The 21,120-nt window shown below is 34.2% G+C and carries 15 protein-coding genes; 12 read left to right on the forward strand and 3 right to left on the reverse strand.

Annotated elements, in window-relative coordinates; genetic code table 11:
- Positions 1 to 174: 174 nt before the first annotated feature.
- Positions 175 to 3,537 carry a protein O-mannosyl-transferase family gene (locus ACN0TY_RS01635; protein ID WP_417443693.1) on the forward strand — a complete coding sequence of 1,121 codons (3,363 nt, stop codon included), beginning with the start codon at positions 175 to 177 and terminating at the stop codon, positions 3,535 to 3,537.
- A gap of 138 nt (positions 3,538 to 3,675) precedes the next feature.
- On the forward strand, positions 3,676 to 4,311 hold the full coding sequence (locus ACN0TY_RS01640) for a polysaccharide deacetylase family protein (RefSeq protein ID WP_417443109.1): 636 nt from the start codon (positions 3,676 to 3,678) through the stop codon (positions 4,309 to 4,311).
- A gap of 60 nt (positions 4,312 to 4,371) precedes the next feature.
- On the opposite strand, the gene ACN0TY_RS01645 is transcribed toward ACN0TY_RS01640, so the two are convergent.
- From ACN0TY_RS01645 to ACN0TY_RS01655, 3 genes are all read right to left on the reverse strand, one after another.
- Complete coding sequence (locus tag ACN0TY_RS01645; protein WP_236957331.1) at positions 4,372 to 4,668, reverse strand: thioredoxin family protein; 297 nt, start codon at positions 4,666 to 4,668, stop codon at positions 4,372 to 4,374.
- A gap of 106 nt (positions 4,669 to 4,774) precedes the next feature.
- Positions 4,775 to 6,019, reverse strand: coding sequence for a metallophosphoesterase (locus ACN0TY_RS01650; protein ID WP_417443110.1), 1,245 nt, complete (start codon positions 6,017 to 6,019; stop codon positions 4,775 to 4,777).
- A gap of 64 nt (positions 6,020 to 6,083) precedes the next feature.
- Positions 6,084 to 6,806 carry a copper homeostasis protein CutC gene (locus ACN0TY_RS01655; RefSeq protein ID WP_417443111.1) on the reverse strand — a complete coding sequence of 241 codons (723 nt, stop codon included), beginning with the start codon at positions 6,804 to 6,806 and terminating at the stop codon, positions 6,084 to 6,086.
- A 62-nt stretch (positions 6,807 to 6,868) separates the two neighbouring features.
- Between ACN0TY_RS01655 and ACN0TY_RS01660 the strand changes: the two genes are divergently transcribed.
- From ACN0TY_RS01660 to pyrH, 10 genes are all read left to right on the forward strand, one after another.
- A complete protein-coding gene (locus ACN0TY_RS01660) occupies positions 6,869 to 7,864 on the forward strand; it encodes an isoaspartyl peptidase/L-asparaginase family protein (RefSeq protein WP_417443112.1) in 996 nt (331 codons plus the stop codon).
- Between the two features lie 121 nt (positions 7,865 to 7,985).
- Positions 7,986 to 10,814 (forward strand): DNA polymerase I, encoded by a 2,829-nt coding sequence (polA, locus tag ACN0TY_RS01665; RefSeq protein WP_417443113.1) that lies wholly within the window; start codon positions 7,986 to 7,988, stop codon positions 10,812 to 10,814.
- Between the two features lie 102 nt (positions 10,815 to 10,916).
- Positions 10,917 to 14,045: a SusC/RagA family TonB-linked outer membrane protein gene (locus ACN0TY_RS01670; protein WP_417443114.1), complete on the forward strand. Its 3,129-nt coding sequence runs from the start codon at positions 10,917 to 10,919 to the stop codon at positions 14,043 to 14,045.
- A gap of 9 nt (positions 14,046 to 14,054) precedes the next feature.
- Positions 14,055 to 15,551: a RagB/SusD family nutrient uptake outer membrane protein gene (locus tag ACN0TY_RS01675; RefSeq protein WP_417443115.1), complete on the forward strand. Its 1,497-nt coding sequence runs from the start codon at positions 14,055 to 14,057 to the stop codon at positions 15,549 to 15,551.
- Between the two features lie 276 nt (positions 15,552 to 15,827).
- Complete coding sequence (locus tag ACN0TY_RS01680; protein WP_417443116.1) at positions 15,828 to 16,541, forward strand: DUF547 domain-containing protein; 714 nt, start codon at positions 15,828 to 15,830, stop codon at positions 16,539 to 16,541.
- 274 nt (positions 16,542 to 16,815) lie between these two features.
- Positions 16,816 to 17,271, forward strand: coding sequence for a 50S ribosomal protein L13 (gene rplM / locus ACN0TY_RS01685; RefSeq protein ID WP_417443117.1), 456 nt, complete (start codon positions 16,816 to 16,818; stop codon positions 17,269 to 17,271).
- Entirely contained in the window at positions 17,271 to 17,657 is a 387-nt protein-coding gene (gene rpsI, locus ACN0TY_RS01690) for a 30S ribosomal protein S9 (RefSeq protein ID WP_417443118.1), read from the forward strand. The genes rplM and rpsI overlap by 1 nt, the downstream gene beginning before the upstream one ends.
- A 209-nt stretch (positions 17,658 to 17,866) precedes the next feature.
- Positions 17,867 to 18,664 carry a 30S ribosomal protein S2 gene (gene rpsB / locus ACN0TY_RS01695; RefSeq protein ID WP_236957343.1) on the forward strand — a complete coding sequence of 266 codons (798 nt, stop codon included), beginning with the start codon at positions 17,867 to 17,869 and terminating at the stop codon, positions 18,662 to 18,664.
- Between the two features lie 94 nt (positions 18,665 to 18,758).
- Positions 18,759 to 19,583 carry a translation elongation factor Ts gene (gene tsf, locus ACN0TY_RS01700; RefSeq protein WP_236957344.1) on the forward strand — a complete coding sequence of 275 codons (825 nt, stop codon included), beginning with the start codon at positions 18,759 to 18,761 and terminating at the stop codon, positions 19,581 to 19,583.
- A 787-nt stretch (positions 19,584 to 20,370) separates the two neighbouring features.
- On the forward strand, positions 20,371 to 21,078 hold the full coding sequence (pyrH, locus tag ACN0TY_RS01705; protein WP_236957345.1) for a UMP kinase: 708 nt from the start codon (positions 20,371 to 20,373) through the stop codon (positions 21,076 to 21,078).
- Positions 21,079 to 21,120: the final 42 nt, after the last annotated feature.

Raw genomic sequence — 21,120 nt, forward strand, 5'->3', positions numbered from 1 at the left:
TTGACACGTGGTCTTTAAAAGCAGGTGCAAATTTAATACAAACTTTGATATGCACAAACATTTTTTTAAATTATTTTTAAATCATTTAAAACTCTCTTGTTAACATTTATCAAAAGTGGGGTACATTCGCTTATAATTTATTAAATTCGCCTGCTATATATGAAAAACAGTTACATGTCTGCAAATCAATTTAAAAAATGGGATACAATCCTTGGATGGATCGTATTTTTGATCGCATTAATTACCTACCATTTAACGGTTGAGCCCACCTCAAGTTTTTGGGATGCTGGGGAATACATTGCCACATCTGCAAAATTACAAGTAGGACACCCACCGGGAGCTCCTTTCTTTCAGATGATGGGTGCATTCTTTGCAATGTTCGCTCCAGATGCAGAAGCAGTAGCTGTAACCGTAAATCATATGTCGGTTTTTTCGAGTGCTTTTGCCATTCTATTTATGTTTTGGTCAATAACTAATATCACTAGAAAGTTAGCTTTAAAATCAGGAGAACTTACTACTGCAAACTATATTGCTATCTTAGGAAGCGGTGTAGTTGGCGCATTAGCATTTACATTTTCAGATAGTTTTTGGTTCAATGCTGTAGAAGCTGAAGTATATGCAATGGCCATGCTTCTTACCTCTTTAATGGTTTGGCTTGGACTTAGATGGGCAGACGAAATGAACACTCCACGAGGAAATCGCTGGTTGATTCTAATCTCTTTGGTAGTAGGACTTTCTTTTGGAGTTCACTTTATGGCATTACTTACCATTCCTTCCCTAGGAATGATTTATTACTTCAAAAACTACAAAGACTATAACGCAAAATCTTTCATAATAGCCAACATTGTTTCGATAGCAATTTTACTTTTCCTATTTAAATTACTCCTTCCAAACGTTCTTAAAGTATTTGGATATTTAGAGGTTTTCTTTGTAAACAGCATCGGACTTCCTTTTAATTCAGGAACAATTATCGCGGGGATTATAATTATTGCAATATTCTACTTCGCTTTAAACTATACGAGAAAGAAAAATTATAAACTCATAAACACGATCGTTTTAAGTGTTATGTTCATATTAATTGGGTTTTCCACTTGGATGATGATTCCTATCCGTGCGAATGCTGGAACGGTAATTAATGAGAATAGCCCAACAGATGCACGTCAGTTATTAGCCTATTATAATCTAGAGCAGTATCCAGAAACACATTTGTTTTACGGACCTATGTATTCTGATGCTTTTGCTGGTCAAGATCCAGACAATCCATATAAAGACGACAAACCTAAGTACGAAAGAAAAGGCGGTAAATATGTTATTGTAAACAAATACAAGAATTCTAGAGTAGCTCCAAATAGCAGTCAAGAAGGATTCTTACCGAGAATGTGGAGTAGCGAACACGCTGCTAACTACATGAAAATTACTGGACCATTAGACATAAAAGTAAAACCAGAATATCGTAGTGAAAAGCAACTGACCGATGCGGTTAGTCAGTTTAAAAGAGATCTTGAAAATGGTACTATTGATGAAGATGAATACATAAATTTCATCAAACAATTTAATGAATATCTCACCATAGAGAAACCTTCATTCATGCAAAATATGCGATATTTATTTGAGTTTCAAATGGGATATATGTATTGGAGATATTTTATGTGGAATTTTGTTGGACGCCAAGATGATATCCAAGGAAGGTTAGACAATCATGGAAATTGGCTAAGTGGAATTAAGTTCGTTGACGAATGGCGATTAGGATCTCAAGACAACTTACCTTCAGATGTACTAAATAATAAAGCTAGGAACACCTATTTCTTCCTTCCATTAATTTTAGGACTGATAGGATTTCTATTTATATTAAAATCCAGTAAGCAACAATTCTGGATTCTCTTTACGCTCTTCCTATTTATGGGGATTGCATTAAAAATATACCTAAATGAGCGCCCATTTGAACCTAGAGAACGTGATTATGCCTTGGTCGGCTCTTTCTTTGTCTTCTCTATGTGGATTGGAATGGGAGTTTATGCGCTTTTTGATGAATTTAAAAAACACCTAACTCCAAAAATATTAGCTCCGATTGTTACAGTAGTTTGCCTATTGGCAGTTCCTACAGTAATGGCTTATCAAAATTGGGATGATCACGATAGATCAGACAGATATACAGCACAATCTATGGCGAAATCGTATCTAAATTCTATCGAAGAAGATGCTGGTGCCATGCTATTTACTATTGGAGATAACGATACTTTCTCATTATGGTATGCACAAGAGATTGAAGAATACCGTACCGATGTAAGAACCATAAACACAAGTTTATTTGCTACGGATTGGTATATCGATCAGATGAAACGTGCTGCATACGAGAGCGCACCAATTCCTTCACAACTTACTCACGATAAGTATGCCTTTGGAGTTAGAGATGCCGTTTACTACCAACAGCTTACAGACGAACGCTGGGATATCAAGAAATTTATGGATTGGATTGCGAATGATGATAACACCATTCGAAACCTCATTAAGAAAAGAGGAGGCGATACGAGTCAGTATCCAGAAAGTTATTTAAACCTTCCTTTCTATCCTACCAATAAAATCCGTGTTCCTGTAAATAAGAAAAACGCTTTAGCTACAGGACTAGTAAAAGAAAAAGATGCTGCAGAAATTGTAGATTATATAGACATCGATTTACCTAAAAGCGCCTTGCCAAAAAACCGACTATTAATGTTAGATTTATTGGCAAATAACGATTGGGAACGTCCAATATATTTCACTGGTGGTAGTTTTGATCCTGCGGAATATCTATGGATGAAAGATTACCTTCAATTAGATGGATTGGTTTATAAGTTAGTGCCTATTAAAACACCTATCGATAAGAACAATCCATACGAAATGGGTAGAATTGATGAAGATCTTATGTATGATATCGTTATGGATTGGGATTGGGGTAACTCCGACTCACCAGATATTTATCACGACCCTGAAACTCGTAAAAACAGTATTTCTTATCGTGGTAATTTAGCGAGGCTTACAGAAAAACTTATCAATACTGATAAAAAAGAGAAAGCTAAAGATGTTTTAGATTTAGCTATGGATAAAATGCCATTTGGATACTTTGGATACTATGTATTCTTAGAACCTTATGTACAGGGTTATTACAAAGTAGGCGAAACAGAAAAAGCAAGAGAACTATATTTAAATGTAGCTAAGAAATACCAAGAGAGCTTAAATTACTATAGCAACCTTCCTATAGATGATCAATATGATTATGCTTCAGACATTGTTAGCGACATAGAGCGCTACAGAAGCCTTCTAGACATCGTAGTAAGTAATGACAGCAAAGAGTTTGGATTGCCAGAAACTACTAAATTCAACGAATATTTAGAGCGTTTTAATCATTTCTATAGAAGACCTCCTGGAAGTGCGGAGCCTACTCCTACTCCTAATGAAGAACCTATAACTGATGGAAATGCAATGCCTCAAAATATAGATTCTACTATTCTAGAAGATAATACTCCTATTAATGGAGATATAATTCCAAAGAGTGAATAGCAACAAAAATCTTATCCATAGAAATTAAAACTCTTTGGATAGTATAAAACAAATGCTACCTTTTTATACGAAGTCGAGAAAATTAAGATTTTAAATTTCTCGACTTCGTTAAAAGTAGCGACAAAATTCTGCTACTACGTGAAGCCCTATTTAATAAAAACACCTCGTGCCGTAAAGCTCATCTTCAAGAAACTTACTTGGGATATTAAAACGGAGAAAAAAGAGGTTTTTTTAACTTTTGATGACGGTCCAACTCCAGATGTTACCACTTTTGTCCTGGAACAACTACGGAAGTATAATGCCAAGGCTACGTTCTTCTGTATCGGTAAAAACGTCTCACTGTACCCAGAAATTTTAAAAGCTATTTTAGCTGAAGGACACTCTATTGGAAATCACACCAACAATCATTACAACGCAAGTAAGCATAAGTTAGCAGCTTACCTAGAGAATGTAACCCTAGCTGAAAATACAATTGCAGAGCACATTAATTTCTCTACAAAACTCTTTAGACCTCCTTACGGAAGGATTTCTTCAAAAGCATCTAAAGCCATCAGAAGAAAAGGGTATACTATAATAATGTGGGATGTACTAAGCGCCGATTTCGACACTTCTATTTCAGCAGAAAAATGTATTAATAATGTTATTAAGAACGTAACATCAGGGAGTGTTGTTGTTTTTCATGATAGTAAGAAATCCTATCCTGTATTAAAAAAAGCACTTCCTGTCATATTAGAAAAACTCCAAACAGAAGGCTACTCTTTTAGCGCTATTTAACCAATAAAAATCGAGAGAATAGGCTTAATTGCTAACCTATTTATACAACTAAAAAGGCAACTATATATAATCTTGCAACAAAGCTATTAGCGAATTTGCGTCTTGTTCTCCACTTTTACGCCATACCATTTCGCCAGCTTTATAGATCATTAATGTAGGCAAACCTTTAACTCTTAAAGCCTCTGCCAACTCCTGGTTTTTATCAATATCGATTTTTATAACTCTAGCTTTATCTCCCAATGCTGCTGCCACATCTCGAAGAACAGGATGCATCGCTGTAGAAGATTCATTCCAATCTGTATAAAAGTCTAATAAAACAGGTATGTTACCATGAATTAACTCACCAAATTTTGACATATATATCCAATTTTAACATCTTGATAAATCAAATGTAATAAAAAAACCGTTAAAATGCTCTAAACAAGGCTTTTTAGCTACTTTCAACCTATAAAAGGACAAAAACTTAAGAAACTACTCCTTTAGGTTTTTTCTTTAACTCTATTACCGTTACTTCTGGCCAGATACCTACTCTACCAGGGTATCCTATAAAACCAAGACCTCTATTTACATTAATAAACTGCCCTGCTTTTTCATAAACTCCAGCCCAATATTTATATCTATATTTTGCAGGACTCCATTTAAGCCATCCTGGAATTTCAACTCCAAATTGCATTCCATGCGTGTGTCCGCTTAAAGTTAAATGATAATGATAAGGGTGGTCTATAACTTGATATTGCCAATGAGAAGGATCATGACTCATCAATATTTTAAAATCATTGCTATCGATATTCTGAATTGCCTTCTCTAAATCTCCAGCCTTTTTAAAACCACCTTCTCCCCAATTTTCAACTCCTACAAGCGCTAATCGTTCGCCGTCTTTTTCTAAAAATCTGCTGTCATTCAATATCAAATCAAATCCCATATCTTTTTGAATCTGCTTCAATTCATCAAGATTAGCTTTTTTTGCTTCTTCTGAAGGCCACTCTGCATAATCACCATAATCGTGATTCCCTAGAACGGAATACTTCCCATCTTTAGCACTTAATTTTGAAAATGTATCTTTCCAAGGATGCATTTCTGCAGCCACATTATTTACAAGATCCCCAGTGAATAATAAAATATCTGAACCTTGCTCATTAATAAGACCCACAACATATTCTATCTTCTCCTTATTATCGAAACTACCACTGTGAATATCTGAAATCTGAGTTATTTTATATCCATCAAAAGCATCTGGAAGATCGTCAAATTCTAACGTATGTTTTATCACTTGGAAGTCGTACTTCCCTTTGTACATACCATATAATAATGATAAAAATGGTACGGCAGCAACACCAAGCGCAACCTGACTCATAAATCTTCTACGTGAAGGAAATCCTTCAGCAGAAACCGTATCCGACTGAAATAATTTTCCGAATATCCATCCGAAAAAGCGAACGATATCTTCTATTAACATAAAAATACCTGTACAAAAACCTAACGCCATAAAAGCCAAAAAGAGACCTACAGAAACTCCCATAGCATGACTCATTCCTTGAGAACGATCAAAATGATTAAACTGCACATATACATTAACCAAAACTGCTACAAAAACAAGGGCATAACCTATTTGCAGATATGGATTTTTAACAAGAGTTCTAAAGGCTTGAAAGCCATAAAAGGCTCCGATGAGATAAACTATTCCTAATACTATAAAAAAACGCGACATATATTTCTTTCTCTATTTAAAGCAAAATTATCTTATATACAGCCAAATAGAACGCTTTTAGAGTTTATTTAACGTTCTCTACCATTTGCTGAACTATAGATGAGTCGGATTTTCTGACAAAACTTTCATCAAAAGCATTCCCATTAAAAGAGATTGGAGCAGCTACAAATACATTTTTATAAAGTTTACTTGCTGAAAAATGAATCTCCGAAAAGCCTTCCTTTTTAAAAGCCTTTACATTGTCGATATTTACCCCACTGCCTGGCATAATTTTAATTTTGTCTTTATATTCCTGCTGAAGTTTTACCAGCAATGGAAGACCATCAGTAGCCTTATTTGCTTGCCCACTGGTTAAGATTCGATCACAACCCATTTCTATTATCTGCTGTATTGCTTCCTCTGGATTCGGAATCCAATCGAAAGCCCGATGGAAAGTAAATGATAATGGTTTTGCTAACTCAACCAACTCTTGAGTTCTCTTAAAATCTAACGTGTTATCATCATTTAATACTCCAGAAACAATTCCGCTACAACCTATCTTTTTACAAAGTAGAATATCCTCTTTCATCACCTCAAACTCTTCATCAGAATACGTAAAATTCCCACTTCGCGGTCTAATAAGTACAAATACAGGAATTTCAAGTTGAGCTACAACCCGTTTTAAAACACCGTAAGAAGGAGTAATTCCACCTACTTCCAATTCTCCACAAAGCTCAATTCTACTAGCTCCTCCTTTTTCAGCATTCAACGCAGATTCCACAGAGTTTGCACAAATTTCTATAATCATATTTCTTATATTTAACCCGAAATTATCATTAACACCCTTGTAAAAATAAACAAGATATAGCCATGCAAAGAAGAAATTTTCTAAAAAAGACAGGATTAGGAGCCACAGGAATTCTATCAATTCCATTTTTAGCCTCTTGGACAGAGGAAGATATTAAAGTGAATCCTAAAACGATAGCTACACCAATGACTCCAATTGCAATCTGCACATGGAATTTTGAAAATGCTACCGCAAAAGCATGGGAAGTTTTAAGTAATGGAGGAACTGCTTTGGATGCTGTAGAGCAAGGGGTAATGATTGAAGAAGCTGATGAAACCAATCAAACTGTTGGAAAAGGAGGACGCCCAGATAGAGATGGAAACGTAACTCTTGATGCGTGCATTATGGATAAAGATGGAAACTGCGGTTCTGTTGTGTATTTACAAAATATAACACATGCTGTTTCGGTTGCCAGAAAAGTAATGGAAGATACTCCACATGTAATTTTAGCAGGAAAAGGAGCTGAGCAATTTGCGTATGAAAAAGGCTTTAAGAAAGAGAATATCTTAACAGAAAAATCAAAAAGAGATTGGTTAAAATGGAAAGAGAAATCTCAATATGAAACTATTATAAACATAGAGAATCATGATACGATAGGAATGCTAACCATAGATAAAAATGGTGATATTGCTGGCGCTTGTACAACAAGTGGAATGGCTTATAAAGTTGGCGGAAGAGTTGGAGATTCTCCTATTGTTGGAGCTGGACTTTTTATAGATAATGAAGTTGGTGGCGCTACAGCAACTGGTGTTGGGGAAGAGGTTGTAAGAACTGTTGGTTCTTTTCTTATTGTTGAATTAATGAGACAAGGGAAATCGCCTCAAGAAGCGTGTGAAGAAGCTGTAAAAAGAATCATCGCTAAAAATAAAGATCATGATTCTTTCCAAGTAGGCTTTTTAGCTATCAATAAAAAAGGAGAAACTGGAGCATATTGTATTCATCCAGGGTTTAGTTTTAGAAAATATACCGAAGAAGGGCATACCAATAATCCTGCTGGATCATACGTAAAAGAAGAATAAAAAATACATCAAAAGAGAATAGAGAATCAATTTAAAGAAATAGAGTTAAAAGAAACGGACAAACACCTTCTCTTCTTAAATCTTTATAACTTTACACATTATATAATTTATCATAGAAAACATGGCAGACCAAAAAAGGTTATTTCTTTTAGACGCATACGCATTAATTTTTAGAGGCTATTATGCATTTATAAAAAACCCAAGAATTAATTCTAAAGGAATGGACACCTCTGCGGTTCTAGGATTTATGAATTCTCTTTTAGATGTTATAAAAAGAGAGCAGCCAGATCATTTGGCTGTAGCCTTTGATAAAGGAGGAAGCAAGGATCGTGTGGAAATGTTCGAAGAATATAAAACCAATCGTGATGAAACTCCAGAAGCCATCCGCATTGCTGTGCCTATTATTCAAGACATCTTAAAGGCAATGCATATTCCTTGCATTGTAAAAGACGGTTTTGAAGCTGATGATATTATTGGGACACTAGCCAAGCAAGCAGAAAAGGAGAACTATAAAGTGTATATGGTTACTCCAGATAAAGATTTTGCTCAATTGGTTTCTGAGAACATATTTATGTATCGCCCAGCAAGAATGGGGAACGGTATAGAAATATTAGGAATTCCTGAAGTGCAAAAGAAATTCGAAGTAGAAACTCCTGAGCAGGTAATAGATTTCTTAGGAATGATGGGAGATGCTGCGGATAATATTCCTGGACTTCCTGGAGTTGGAGAAAAAACAGCTAAGAAATTTTTAAAAGAATTTGGAAGCATGGAAAACCTTTTAGCAAACACCGATAAGCTAAAAGGAAAAATGAAAGAGAAAGTAGAAGCAAATAGAGAGCTGGGATTACTATCTAAAGAACTCGCTCGAATTATGCTCGATGTTCCTGTTCAGTTTCATGAAGACGACTACAAACTCGACACTCCAGATATCGATAAAGTACAAGAAATTTTCCAAGAGTTAGAATTTAGAAGACTTGCAGACAGTATTTCTAAAATCTTCGGAAAAGAAGTTGCTATAGAAGAATCTAAAAATGCAGACAATAAAGCTAAAGTCAACGATGGTTTAGAGGTTCAATATGATCTTTTTGGAAGTAATGAAAAAGCAGATAGCTCAACTACTGGGCATGTTACTGGCTATAAAACGATAAAAGATGTACCGCATTTTTATCAGCATGCCAATACTGCTCTTGCTAGAAAATTATTAATCAAAAACTTACTACAGCAAAAAAGCGTTTGTTTTGACACCGAAACTACAAGCTTAAAATCTTTGGAAGCTGAATTAGTAGGTTGCGCATTTTCATGGGAACCAGGAACAGGATTTTATGTTTCTTTTCCAGAAAATCAAGAAGAAGCAAAAGCTATTTTAGAAGAATTCCGCCCATTTTTTGAAAATAAAGAAATTGAAAAAATTGGTCAGAATTTAAAGTACGACATAAAAGTGCTCTCCAATTATAACATGCCTGTTGAAGGCCCTATTTTTGACACTATGATTGCGCATTATCTTATAAATCCAGATATGCGTCATAATATGGATATTTTAGCAGAGACTTATTTAAACTATAGTCCTGTTTCTATTGAAACTCTAATTGGAAAAAAAGGTAAAAACCAACGTTCCATGAGAAGCGTTGCTTTAGAAGAACAAACAGAGTATGCTGTTGAAGATGCTGATATTACCCTTCAGCTAAAAAACATTTTTGAAAAAGAACTACCAAATCTAAATGCTAAAAAGCTATTCGATGAAATTGAAGCGCCACTTGTAAAAGTATTAGCAGAAATGGAAATTGAAGGTATTAATTTAGATGAAGAGTTTTTATTCTCTCTTACAAAAGATCTTAATAGCGATATTCTAAGATTAGAAAGTGCTATTTTCGAACAAGCAGGAGAAGAGTTCAATCTAGCATCTCCAAAACAACTTGGCCTTATTTTATTTGATAAATTAAAGTTGGTAGACAAACCTAAAAAGACTAAAACTGGACAATATTCTACTGCAGAGGATGTACTTTCTTATCTAGCAAAAGATCATCAAATTATAAACGATATTTTAGAGTGGCGACAATTAAATAAATTAAAAAGCACCTATGTAGATGCGTTGCCAAATGAGATCAATTACAAAACGAAGCGTATTCATACTGTATACAGTCAGGCAGTAGCCGCAACAGGAAGACTAAGCTCTAACAACCCTAATCTTCAAAATATTCCGATAAGAACTGAAAGAGGTCGCCAAGTAAGAAAGGCCTTTGTTCCAAGAGATAAAAACTACACATTGCTAGCAGCCGATTATTCGCAAATAGAACTTCGTATTATTGCTGCTCTAAGTGAAGAAGATACAATGATAAAGGCTTTTCAAGATGGAGTGGATATCCACACCTCTACCGCCGCAAAAGTATTTAATGTTCCTCTCGAAGAAGTAACCCGTGAGCAACGTAGTAATGCTAAAACGGTAAACTTTGGTATAATATATGGTGTTTCCGCTTTTGGTTTAAGTAATCAAACTACATTAAGTAGAAGTGAAGCTAAAGAATTAATAGACACCTATTATGAAACATACCCAAAACTAAAGGCATATATGAGCAAACAAGTTCATTTTGCACAAGACAATGGCTATGTGGAAACTGTTCTTGGTAGAAGGAGGTATTTGAAAGATATTAATTCTAGAAATCAAGTGGTTCGTGGGGCTGCAGAGAGAAATGCTGTAAACGCACCTATTCAGGGTAGTGCAGCAGATATCATAAAGATTGCAATGATTAATATCCAGAAAAAGCTTAAAGACGGTAACTTCAAAACAAAAATGCTTCTTCAGGTACATGATGAACTAGTTTTCGATGCTTACAATGAAGAACTCGACACTATAAAAACTATGATTAAGACCGAAATGGAAAGCGCCTACAAGCTAAATGTACCTTTAGATGTAGAAATAGGACTAGGAAAAGACTGGCTTGAAGCGCATTAGAAATTAACCTATATTAAATAGTATTTAATATATTTAAAGTAGAAATTTTTCTATTTATTGGCTTTTTTTTGTTTTCTTTAACAAAATTAAAAGCTAATTAAAATGGAGTTAAAAATTAAATGGATCTTAACACTCTTGTGCATAGCTGTCACACAATTTGCACTATCCCAAGAGAAAACAATAACAGGTACTGTTGTTTCTGCAGCAGATGGTTTTCCCTTACCAGGGGCTAACATTGTTGTTTTAGGTACCACTAACGGGGTTCAAACAGATTTTGATGGAAAATTCAGCCTTAACACTAAAGTAGGGGAAACTATAACCATATCGTATATTGGTTTTAAATCAATCGATGTAAAAATTAGCGGTGCTAATAATATAAACATTTCCCTACAAGAGGATGCTCATTCTTTAGACGAAGTAATTGTTGTTGCTTACGGTACTACTAAAAAAGAGGATTTTACTGGTTCAGCTACACAAATCAATTCCGAACAACTAGAAACTAGAGTTATTACCAATGCTATAAATGCTTTAGATGGAGCATCTGCAGGGGTTAATGTTTCTGCCCCAAGCGGGCAGCCTGGTTCAACTCCTAATATTAGAATTAGAGGTACAGGATCTTTTAACGCTTCTAGCTCACCACTTTATATAGTAGATGGAGTACAATTTACTGGTGAACTTTCTAGCATAAACTCAAATGATATAGAAAGTATGACAGTACTTAAGGACGCTGCATCAACTTCTCTTTACGGGAGTAGAGCAGGGAATGGAGTCGTCTTAATTTCTACGAAAAAAGGAAAACAAGGGAAAAGCAAAGTATCTCTAAATGTTAGTCAAGGTATTACTACTAGATCTATAGAAGAATATGACCGTGTAAATGCTCAACAATATTACCCACTTATGTGGGAGGCTTATAGAAATGGCCTTTCTATCTCAGGCAATACTCCTACTGAAGAAGCAAACATGCAAGCTTCTTCAGAAATTTTCGAAAGGTTAGGATACAATCCTTTCAATGTAGCTAATGATCAAATAGTTTTAACAAATGGACAACTAAACCCAGATGCACAGTTAAAAATTGATCCACAAGATTTAGATTGGCAATCACCCCTAATCAGAACGGGAGCAAGACAAAACGTAGATTTCTCATATCAAGGAGCAAATGAAAATACTGATTATTATGCTTCTCTAGGATATTTAAATGAGGAAGGATATCTAGCTAATTCTGATTACGAAAGGGTATCTGCTAGAATAAATGTAAATTCAAAACTAAAGGAATGGGTAAAAGCGGGTTTAAATTTGTCTGGAGCGAGTTCCATATCAAATCAAGCTGCAGACGGGAATAGTACAGGGTTATCCAACCCATTTTTTGTTACCCGACGCATGAGTCCTATATATCCAGTTCATCTACACGACGTAGATACTGGCAATTATATTTTAGATGATGAAGGGCAAAGAATTTATGATTCGGGTGAATATAGAATCGGAAGTTCTAATGGAAGAAATATTGTTCAAGAAACAGAATTAAATGTTGATAGAGACAAAATATTTTCATTTTCAGGTCGAACTTATGCTGAGTTTTACTTCTTAAAAGACTTTACATTTACACTTAATGCTTCCTTAGACAAAAGGTTTTATCACAACGAAGAATTCGACAATCCAATTGTTGGAGATGGTGCACCAGACGGTAGAGCGGGAAGAACTTCGACAACACGTAGTACTCAAAACTACAACCAATTATTAAGGTATGATAAAGAATTCGGCAAACACTCTATCTCTGCTCTTCTAGGGCATGAAAACTTTGAAACTGAATATAATTATTTGGATGGGACAAGACGAGAAGAAATTATTGAAGGAAACACAGAACTTGTGAATTTCACAAACATAACCGACTTAGAGTCTTATACAAATAGACAAACTACTGAAGGTTATTTCTCGAGAGTTAACTACGATTTTGATAACCGTTATTATATATCTGGATCTTTTAGAAGAGACGGATCTTCTAGATTCCATGAAAACACTTGGGGTAATTTCTATTCTGTTGGTGGAGCATGGAGAATAGACCAAGAGGCTTTTATTAAACAGATAGATTGGATAAACTTAATAAAGTTAAGAGCATCATATGGTGAAGTTGGGAACGATGATTTGGGCGGATATTATGTAAGCCAGGCACTATTTGACTTAGGCTTTAACAATGCTACCGAGGGAGGAATATTGTTAGAGTCTGCAGGAAATCCCAATTTAAAATGGGAAACGAATGTCCAAACTGATTACGCACTTGAATTTGGTTTCCTTCAGAATAGAATAACTGGTACATTAGAGTATTACAGACGTAAATCTCAAGACATTCTTTTTGAAGTTCCACTTCCAATTTCCTCAGGTCTTGATGATTATCCTGCTAATATCGGAAGCTGGACAAATAAGGGAATAGAAATTGAACTTCAACTCGGAATTGTAAGAAATCAAAATTTCAGTTGGGATTTAGGAATTAATGCATCTACACTCGACAATGAAATTAATGAACTACCCCAAGAAGAGATAATTGATGGTTCTAAAAAATTAGTTGTTGGAGGAGATATTTACGATTATTGGTTAAGAGATTGGTATGGTGTAGATCCATCCGATGGTGCAGCATTATATATTGCTGATCCTGAATTGATAGAAGAAAATGATGATGAAATTAGAACTATTGACGGTACTAATGTTACTACAAATCAAAGTAAAGCGTTATATGACTTTGTAGGATCTGCTACTCCTGACTTATTTGGTTCAATCAGAAACAACTTTAGATACCATGGAATAGAGCTTGGCTTTATGTTCACATATCAACTTGGAGGTGAAACTTATGATAGAAATTACTCAGGAATAATGCATTCAGGAACATATGGTACAGCACTGAGTACAGATATATTAAACCGCTGGCAACAACCGGGGGACATTACTGATGTACCTAGATTAGATACAACAAAAACAACTGCTTTTGGAGCAGGGTCAAGCAGATGGTTAACAAGCTCAGACTATCTTGCGCTAAGACAAGTAAGCTTATCTTATAATTTTGATAGCTCTCTTATTGACGCACTTGGTCTCGGCAGCCTTAAAATATATGCATCAGGAGAAAATTTATTTAAAATAACTGATAGAAAAGGTATGGATGTAGGAGAGAACTTTAATGGTACAACTAGCAATAGATTTACACCTGCTAGAGTAATATCATTAGGATTAAACGTAACTTTTTAAATCGTAATCATGAAAAAAATACTTATAAATAAAATACTAATCGTCTTAGTTATTTTAAATTTCAGTCTGTTTTCATGTAGTGATGACTTCTTAGAAGAAGTTCCTACAGAAAGCATATCAGAACAAGCAGTTGCAACAACAACTGGTAATCTATTTTTAGTAATTAACGGAATTCACAGGTCTCTTTACATAAGATATGATTCTAATGGTAGGGCTGGAGCAGGATCTCTTATGATTCAAAATGATGCGCTAGGTGAAGATTTTGTGATGACAGGAGAAGCTAATAAATTTTTCATCCAAATGGCAGGATGGTCAGATCACACGGATGCTAGTGACAGTTATGACTTATATCCATATAGATTCTATTATAGAATTATTAGAAATGCTAATGTAGTGATAAATGGCGTTGGTAATGCTGAAGGTCCAGAAATTGAAAAAAACACTGTTTTAGGAGAAGCTCTTATTTACAGAGCATGGTCTCATTTCCAATTAGTACAATTATATGGAGAAAGATATGACGCTTCTAGTGAAAACACCCAATTAGGTGTACCTATAAGACTTACCACAGATAACAATCCTATAACTAGAAATACTGTGAAAGAAGTTTACACACAAATTCATACAGATTTAGATCAAGCTATTAAAGTATTGGAAGATTACTCAAGGGCAAATAAATCTCACCTAGATAAATCCATAGCACTTGGCATTAAAGCAAGAGTAGCACTAGTACAACAAGATTACACCACTGCTGCAAGCTATGCAAACCAGGCAAGAAGTGGATATAGTCTTATGTCTAGAGACGATTATTACGCTAATTTTAATAATTATGAAAATATTGAATGGATGTGGGGAAGTCATATTCAAGAAGATCAAGTAGGAACTTTTAGTACTTTTGGAGCCTATGTATCTAGAAACTTTAGCTCATCAAACATTAGAGGAAATCCTAAAGCGATTAACAATCTACTTTACGACAAAATAACTTCAACAGATATAAGATCAAAACTTTTTGATCCTACAGGACAGCATGACAGTCTACCTCCAGGACATGAGGAATTGAGTTCTAGATTCAGCAAAAAGCCATATACTAGTCAGAAGTTTTTAACAGAGAGTACTGGAAGCAGTAAAATGGACGTTCCATACATGAGAGCTGCAGAAATGTATCTAATTGAGGCAGAAGCTCTTTCATACTCTAATGAAAGTGAAGCAAAACAAGTTCTTTTTGAGCTAGCTTCAAATAGGGATCCTAACTATACACTTTCCAAAAACTCTGGAAGTGCATTAAAAGAAGAAATATATATTCAACGCCGAGTTGAATTATGGGGTGAAGGTTTCAGGTTTTATGACTTAAAACGGCTAAATATCCCTTTAGATAGAATAGGCACTAATCATACTGGAGAACTTATAAATTATGTTTATGAAGTACCTGCTGGAGATAATAGATGGCAATGGCTTATCCCACAGGATGCACTTAATGCTAACCCATTATTAGAACAAAATCCTATATAAAGTAACAACATAGATATCTTTATAAAACCAACAAGCTCGTTATTTATTAGAATAACGGGCTTGTTTTGCATTATAGTAAGTCTCTTAGAGCTATAAATAAAAGCCTTCCTTTATATTTTTACTTCCTATTTATTTAAGGAGTAATAATATTCAGATTAGACAGAAAAATCAAAAATGATGAAAGTGTTTCCTTAAGCCAATTATGTAATACATTTGTTATAAATGCTAGGTACTTTCGTTAATTATTAACGAAGATTACTCTTAAACCATAAAAATATGAAATACAAACTAATCATATTTCTATCAATTACTATTACTGTTTTTTCTATTGAAAAAGGTTCTGCTCAAGAGTTAGATCATGAAATTTGGAATCAACTACTTAAAAAACATGTATCTGAAAATGGAACTGTAGCATACAATAATTTTGATGAAGATTTATTAAATACATATTTGAAAGAACTAGAAATCAATCAGCCAAATGATTCATGGAGTAAAAATAAAGTATTGTCCTATTGGATCAATGCATACAACGCATTTACAATAAAACTTATATTGAAAAACTTTCCACTTAATAGTATTAAAGACATAAAAGACCCGTGGAAGCTGAAGTTCATTCCCTTAAAAGATGAACAACTAATATCTTTAAACGATATCGAACATAGGATTTTAAGAAAAATGAATGAACCTAGAATACATTTTGGGATAAATTGCGCCTCTATCTCATGTCCAAAACTATTAAACGAAGCATTTACAAGCAAAAATGTAGATCTACAGCTTAATAAAGCAAGTCTTGATTTTATTAATGACAAATCAAAAAATAATATTTCTACATACAGAATTGTAGTTTCTCCTATTTTTGATTGGTTCAAAGAGGATTTTACAAAAAACCAAACTCTTATTGAATTCCTGAATAAATATAGCGATACAACTATTAATGAACATGCAACACTTTCGTATTTAAAATACAACTGGAATCTAAACGGCAAATAATTACAAACTTTAAATAATAAATAGAGTTGAAATTTAGGTTTTCAACTCTGTTTTACATTATATGAAACTATAAATTGCGGTTCTATTCAAAATTGTTAATTTGCAGCTTCTTACCGTGTTGTTTTAACTTACTAAAAACCAAACGGTTCAAAACAACAAATAATTAACACCCCCTATTTGTATATAACATAAATAGTTGTACTTTTGCACCCCATTATCCCGAATTCACGTTTGGGTATGGGAATGGAATGTTTAATTTTTTAAAAAATTTAGTGTGGATACATTAAGCTACAAAACAATTTCAGCAAACAAGGCTACTGTTAACAAACAGTGGGTTTTAGTTGATGCTGATGGTCAGACGCTAGGACGTCTTTCTTCTAAAGTGGCAAAGCTACTTAGAGGTAAGTATAAGCCTAATTACACACCGCATGTTGACTGTGGAGATAATGTAGTTATTATCAATGCAGAGAAAATCAACTTGACGGGTAAAAAATGGGATGCAAAAGAATACGTGCGTCACACAGGTTACCCAGGTGGTCAAAGAACAACAACAGCTACGGAACTTTACAAAAAAGATCCTACACGTTTGTTGGAAAAATCTATTAAAGGAATGCTTCCTAAAAACAAATTAGGTGCAGAGCTATTCCGTAATTTAAAAGTGTACGTTGGTACAGAGCACGCTCAAGAAGCTCAAAAACCAACTGCTATTAACTTAAACGATCTTAAATAATGGAAGTAATTCACAAAATCGGCAGAAGAAAAACTGCAGTTGCAAGAGTTTACGTTTCTGAAGGTGAAGGTAAAATCACCATCAACAAAAAAGAATTTGCACAATACTTCCCAACGCCAACTTTACAGTACAAAGTTAAGCAGCCTCTAACATTAACAGAGAATGTTGAAAACTTTGACATTAAAGTAAATGTTTTTGGTGGTGGAGTAACAGGACAAGCTGAGGCTATCCGTCTTGCAATTTCTAGAGCTATATGTGAAATCGATGCAGAGCATAGATTAACTCTTAAACCAGAAGGATTACTTACAAGAGATCCAAGAATGGTAGAGCGTAAGAAATTCGGTCAGAAGAAAGCACGTAAGAAATTCCAGTTCTCTAAACGTTAATCTGTATCAGATTTTTTACATGTGTTTTATACACATTGTTCATTTATTATTGAATTTAAAACATGTCGTTGCTTCGTTTCTTGAAAAAGAAAAGGAGAGCAGTTTAGCATCCAAATGGTAAAGGCAATCGATTTTTTATCGTGACCACTTTAACATTGCTAAATATTCAAACCCACTTAGTGGGCAACGGAAAGTAAACTATTACAAAAATGGCAAATAACATAGAAGTTAAAGACTTACTAGAAGCAGGTGTACATTTTGGTCACCTTACTAGAAAATGGAATCCAAACATGGCTCCTTATATCTACATGGAGCGTAACGGGATTCACGTTATCAATTTATACAAAACAGTTGCTAAGATTGAAGAGGCTAACGAAGCCCTTAAAAAAATAGCACAATCAGGTAGAAAAATCTTATTTGTAGCTACCAAAAAACAAGCTAAAGATATCGTTGCTGAGAAAGCAGGAGCAGTAAACATGCCTTACATCACAGAAAGATGGCCAGGTGGTATGCTTACTAACTTCGTTACTATTAGAAAAGCTGTTAAGAAAATGGCTGCTATTGATAGAATGAAGAAAGACGGTACTTTCGATACTCTTTCGAAAAAAGAAAAATTACAAGTAGATCGTTTAAGAGCTAAACTTGAGAAAAACTTAGGTTCTATTACAGACATGACTCGTTTACCAGGAGCATTGTTTATTGTAGATACTTTACGTGAACACATCGCAGTAAAAGAAGCACAGAAATTAAACATTCCAATTTTTGCAATGGTAGATACAAATTCTGACCCAAGAGAGGTTGATTATGTAATACCATCTAATGATGATGCTTCTAAATCTATCGAGAAAGTTCTTACTCACGTTACTGCTGCTCTAGCTGAAGGTCTTTCTGAAAGAAAAGCTGACAAAGATGCTGAGAAGAAAGCAGAACAGGAAGAAGAAAGTAAAGCAGAACAAGAAGCTAAAGAGAAAAAAGCTAAAGCTTTAGAGACTGAAGACAACGATTAAATAACAATATAATAAAGTCGTTATCCTCTTACCTTCTATACTTTTGTACAGAAATTAATGGATAACGACTTTACTAATTAAAACTGATATAGAAATGGCAAAAATTACAGCCGCTGAAGTAAATAAACTTAGAAAGGCTACCGGTGCAGGTATGATGGATTGCAAAAATGCATTGGTTGAAGCTGAAGGCGATTTTGATACAGCAGTAGAAGTTCTTCGTAAAAAAGGACAAAAAGTAGCAGCTAAAAGAGCAGATAGAGAATCTACTGAAGGTGCAGTTATCGCTAAGGTAAACGACGCTAACAGCAGAGGTATTATTATTTCTCTTAACTGTGAAACAGATTTCGTTGCTAAAAATGATACTTTCGTTGCTTTAGCTAACGAACTTGCAGATTTAGCTTTAAATTTTGACTCTAAAGAAGCATTTTTAGATGCAGACTTTAAAGGAGTTAAAGTTTCAGATAAATTAATCGAACAAACTGGAGTCATCGGTGAGAAAATCGAAATTGGTGACTTTAGAACTTTAGAAGCTCCTTTCGTAGGTTCTTATATCCACGCAGGAAACAAAATCGCTACACTTGTAGGTTTATCTGCTGGTGTTGAAGGTGCAGATGTTGCTGCTAAAGATGTTGCAATGCAAGCTGCAGCAATGAACCCAGTTGCTTTAAACGAATCTGGTGTAGACCAAGAAGTTATCGATAAAGAAATCGAAATTGCAAAAGATACTTTAAGAGCAGAAGGGAAACCAGAAGCTATGTTAGAGAACATTGCAAAAGGTAAATTAAAGCGTTTCTTTAAAGACAACACTTTAGTAAACCAAGATTTTATTAAAGATAGCAAACTAAGCGTTACAGATTATGTAAAATCTTACGACAAAGAACTTACAGTTCTTGCTTTCGAAAGAGTAGCTTTAGGATAAGTAAGTTACATACTTATATATACATATTGAAAAACCCACTTTTATAATAATTATAAAAGTGGGTTTTATTATTTCAGATCTGCTTTTTCTAATGCTTAAAAGATGAAAATGACTTAGTAAAGGAAGTGAATAATGCCTTAATAATGACTATAATTACAAACCCTGTAATCACCATGACTAAAAAGAATACTATATGTTTCCATATTGACACATTATAATCATGACGGAAATATTGAAATATTCCAATACAAAAAGATATGATTACGGATAAATATAAGCTCTCCAAAAAACTCTTTTTCCTATACTTTTCATACCTATCATCTCCTTTTCTGTAATACTTCATATTCATAACAAAAATTTAAAAAACACTAAAAAGTTTCACCTCCATTAGCACCTGCCTTTCCAGAAAGTATAGCTACAACCACTCGAAAAAGTGATCCAATTGCAAATCCTGCCAAACTACCTTTAATTGCTCCAGTAGCTATTCCTATAACTCAACTCACTTAAACAGAATATAAAGCAATAATAAGATGCTAATTTTCTATAATGTAGTAAAAAAATATTTTATTTTATGGTAAAATGCTGTTTTTAAAGGATTAAAAGATAGAAACATTCTTTAATCATAAGTTTTTTCTTATTAATATTATGTATTTCAACAATAACATGTAATCATGTAGTCACTCTATTTCAAACATTCTTTATACACGATATTTCTACTACTACGACTTAATTATTTTGCTTATTTTTGCTGAGGAAATTTTTCAGAAATAATCTTCAACAGAAAAACATGCAATACAAAAGAATACTTCTAAAGTTAAGCGGAGAAGCTCTAATGGGCAACAAACAGTACGGAATAGACCCAGTTAGGCTAAAAGAATATGCTGAAGAAATAAACTCAGTGATCGCAAAAGGTGTTCAAGTAGCTGTTGTAATAGGTGGCGGGAATATTTTTAGAGGACTTGCAGGCGCTAGTAATGGAATGGATAGAGTTCAAGGTGATCATATGGGAATGCTTGCTACCGTTATAAACGGACTTGCGCTACAATCTGCTCTAGAAGATGAAGGTGTACAAACTCGATTACAATCTGCTATAAAAATAAACGAAGTTGCTGAACCTTTTATTAGAAGACGTGCCATAAGACACCTAGAGAAGGGCCGTGTTGTAATTTTTGGTGGTGGAACAGGAAATCCTTATTTTACAACAGATTCTGCAGCTGTATTGAGAGCGATAGAAGTAAAATGTGATGTTATCTTAAAGGGAACTAGAGTTGATGGAATCTATACTTCAGACCCTGAAAAAGATAAAGACGCAACCAAATTTGATAATATTACATTTAAAGATGTACTTACAAAAGGACTAAAAGTAATGGATACTACAGCCTTTACATTAAGTCAAGAAAACGAATTGCCAATTATCGTTTTTGATATGAATAAACCTGGGAATCTGCTAAAAGTAGTATCAGGAGAAAAAATTGGTACAAAAGTTAATCTTTAATTATCTTGTAATTTAATAAGCTAAACTATTTTAAACATTAAT

Source organism: Joostella sp. (genome assembly GCF_048266025.1).
Taxonomy (GTDB): domain Bacteria; phylum Bacteroidota; class Bacteroidia; order Flavobacteriales; family Flavobacteriaceae; genus Galbibacter; species Galbibacter atrarenae.

Coding starts and splice junctions, on each gene's coding strand:
- ACN0TY_RS01635 (WP_417443693.1), top strand. CDS start 175: ATGTCTGCAAATCAATTTAAAAAATGGGATACAATCCTTGGATGGATC.
- ACN0TY_RS01645 (WP_236957331.1), bottom strand. CDS start 4,668: ATGTCAAAATTTGGTGAGTTAATTCATGGTAACATACCTGTTTTATTA.
- ACN0TY_RS01650 (WP_417443110.1), bottom strand. CDS start 6,019: ATGTCGCGTTTTTTTATAGTATTAGGAATAGTTTATCTCATCGGAGCC.
- ACN0TY_RS01655 (WP_417443111.1), bottom strand. CDS start 6,806: ATGATTATAGAAATTTGTGCAAACTCTGTGGAATCTGCGTTGAATGCT.
- ACN0TY_RS01660 (WP_417443112.1), top strand. CDS start 6,869: ATGCAAAGAAGAAATTTTCTAAAAAAGACAGGATTAGGAGCCACAGGA.
- polA (WP_417443113.1), top strand. CDS start 7,986: ATGGCAGACCAAAAAAGGTTATTTCTTTTAGACGCATACGCATTAATT.
- ACN0TY_RS01670 (WP_417443114.1), top strand. CDS start 10,917: ATGGAGTTAAAAATTAAATGGATCTTAACACTCTTGTGCATAGCTGTC.
- ACN0TY_RS01675 (WP_417443115.1), top strand. CDS start 14,055: ATGAAAAAAATACTTATAAATAAAATACTAATCGTCTTAGTTATTTTA.
- ACN0TY_RS01680 (WP_417443116.1), top strand. CDS start 15,828: ATGAAATACAAACTAATCATATTTCTATCAATTACTATTACTGTTTTT.
- rpsI (WP_417443118.1), top strand. CDS start 17,271: ATGGAAGTAATTCACAAAATCGGCAGAAGAAAAACTGCAGTTGCAAGA.
- rpsB (WP_236957343.1), top strand. CDS start 17,867: ATGGCAAATAACATAGAAGTTAAAGACTTACTAGAAGCAGGTGTACAT.
- tsf (WP_236957344.1), top strand. CDS start 18,759: ATGGCAAAAATTACAGCCGCTGAAGTAAATAAACTTAGAAAGGCTACC.
- pyrH (WP_236957345.1), top strand. CDS start 20,371: ATGCAATACAAAAGAATACTTCTAAAGTTAAGCGGAGAAGCTCTAATG.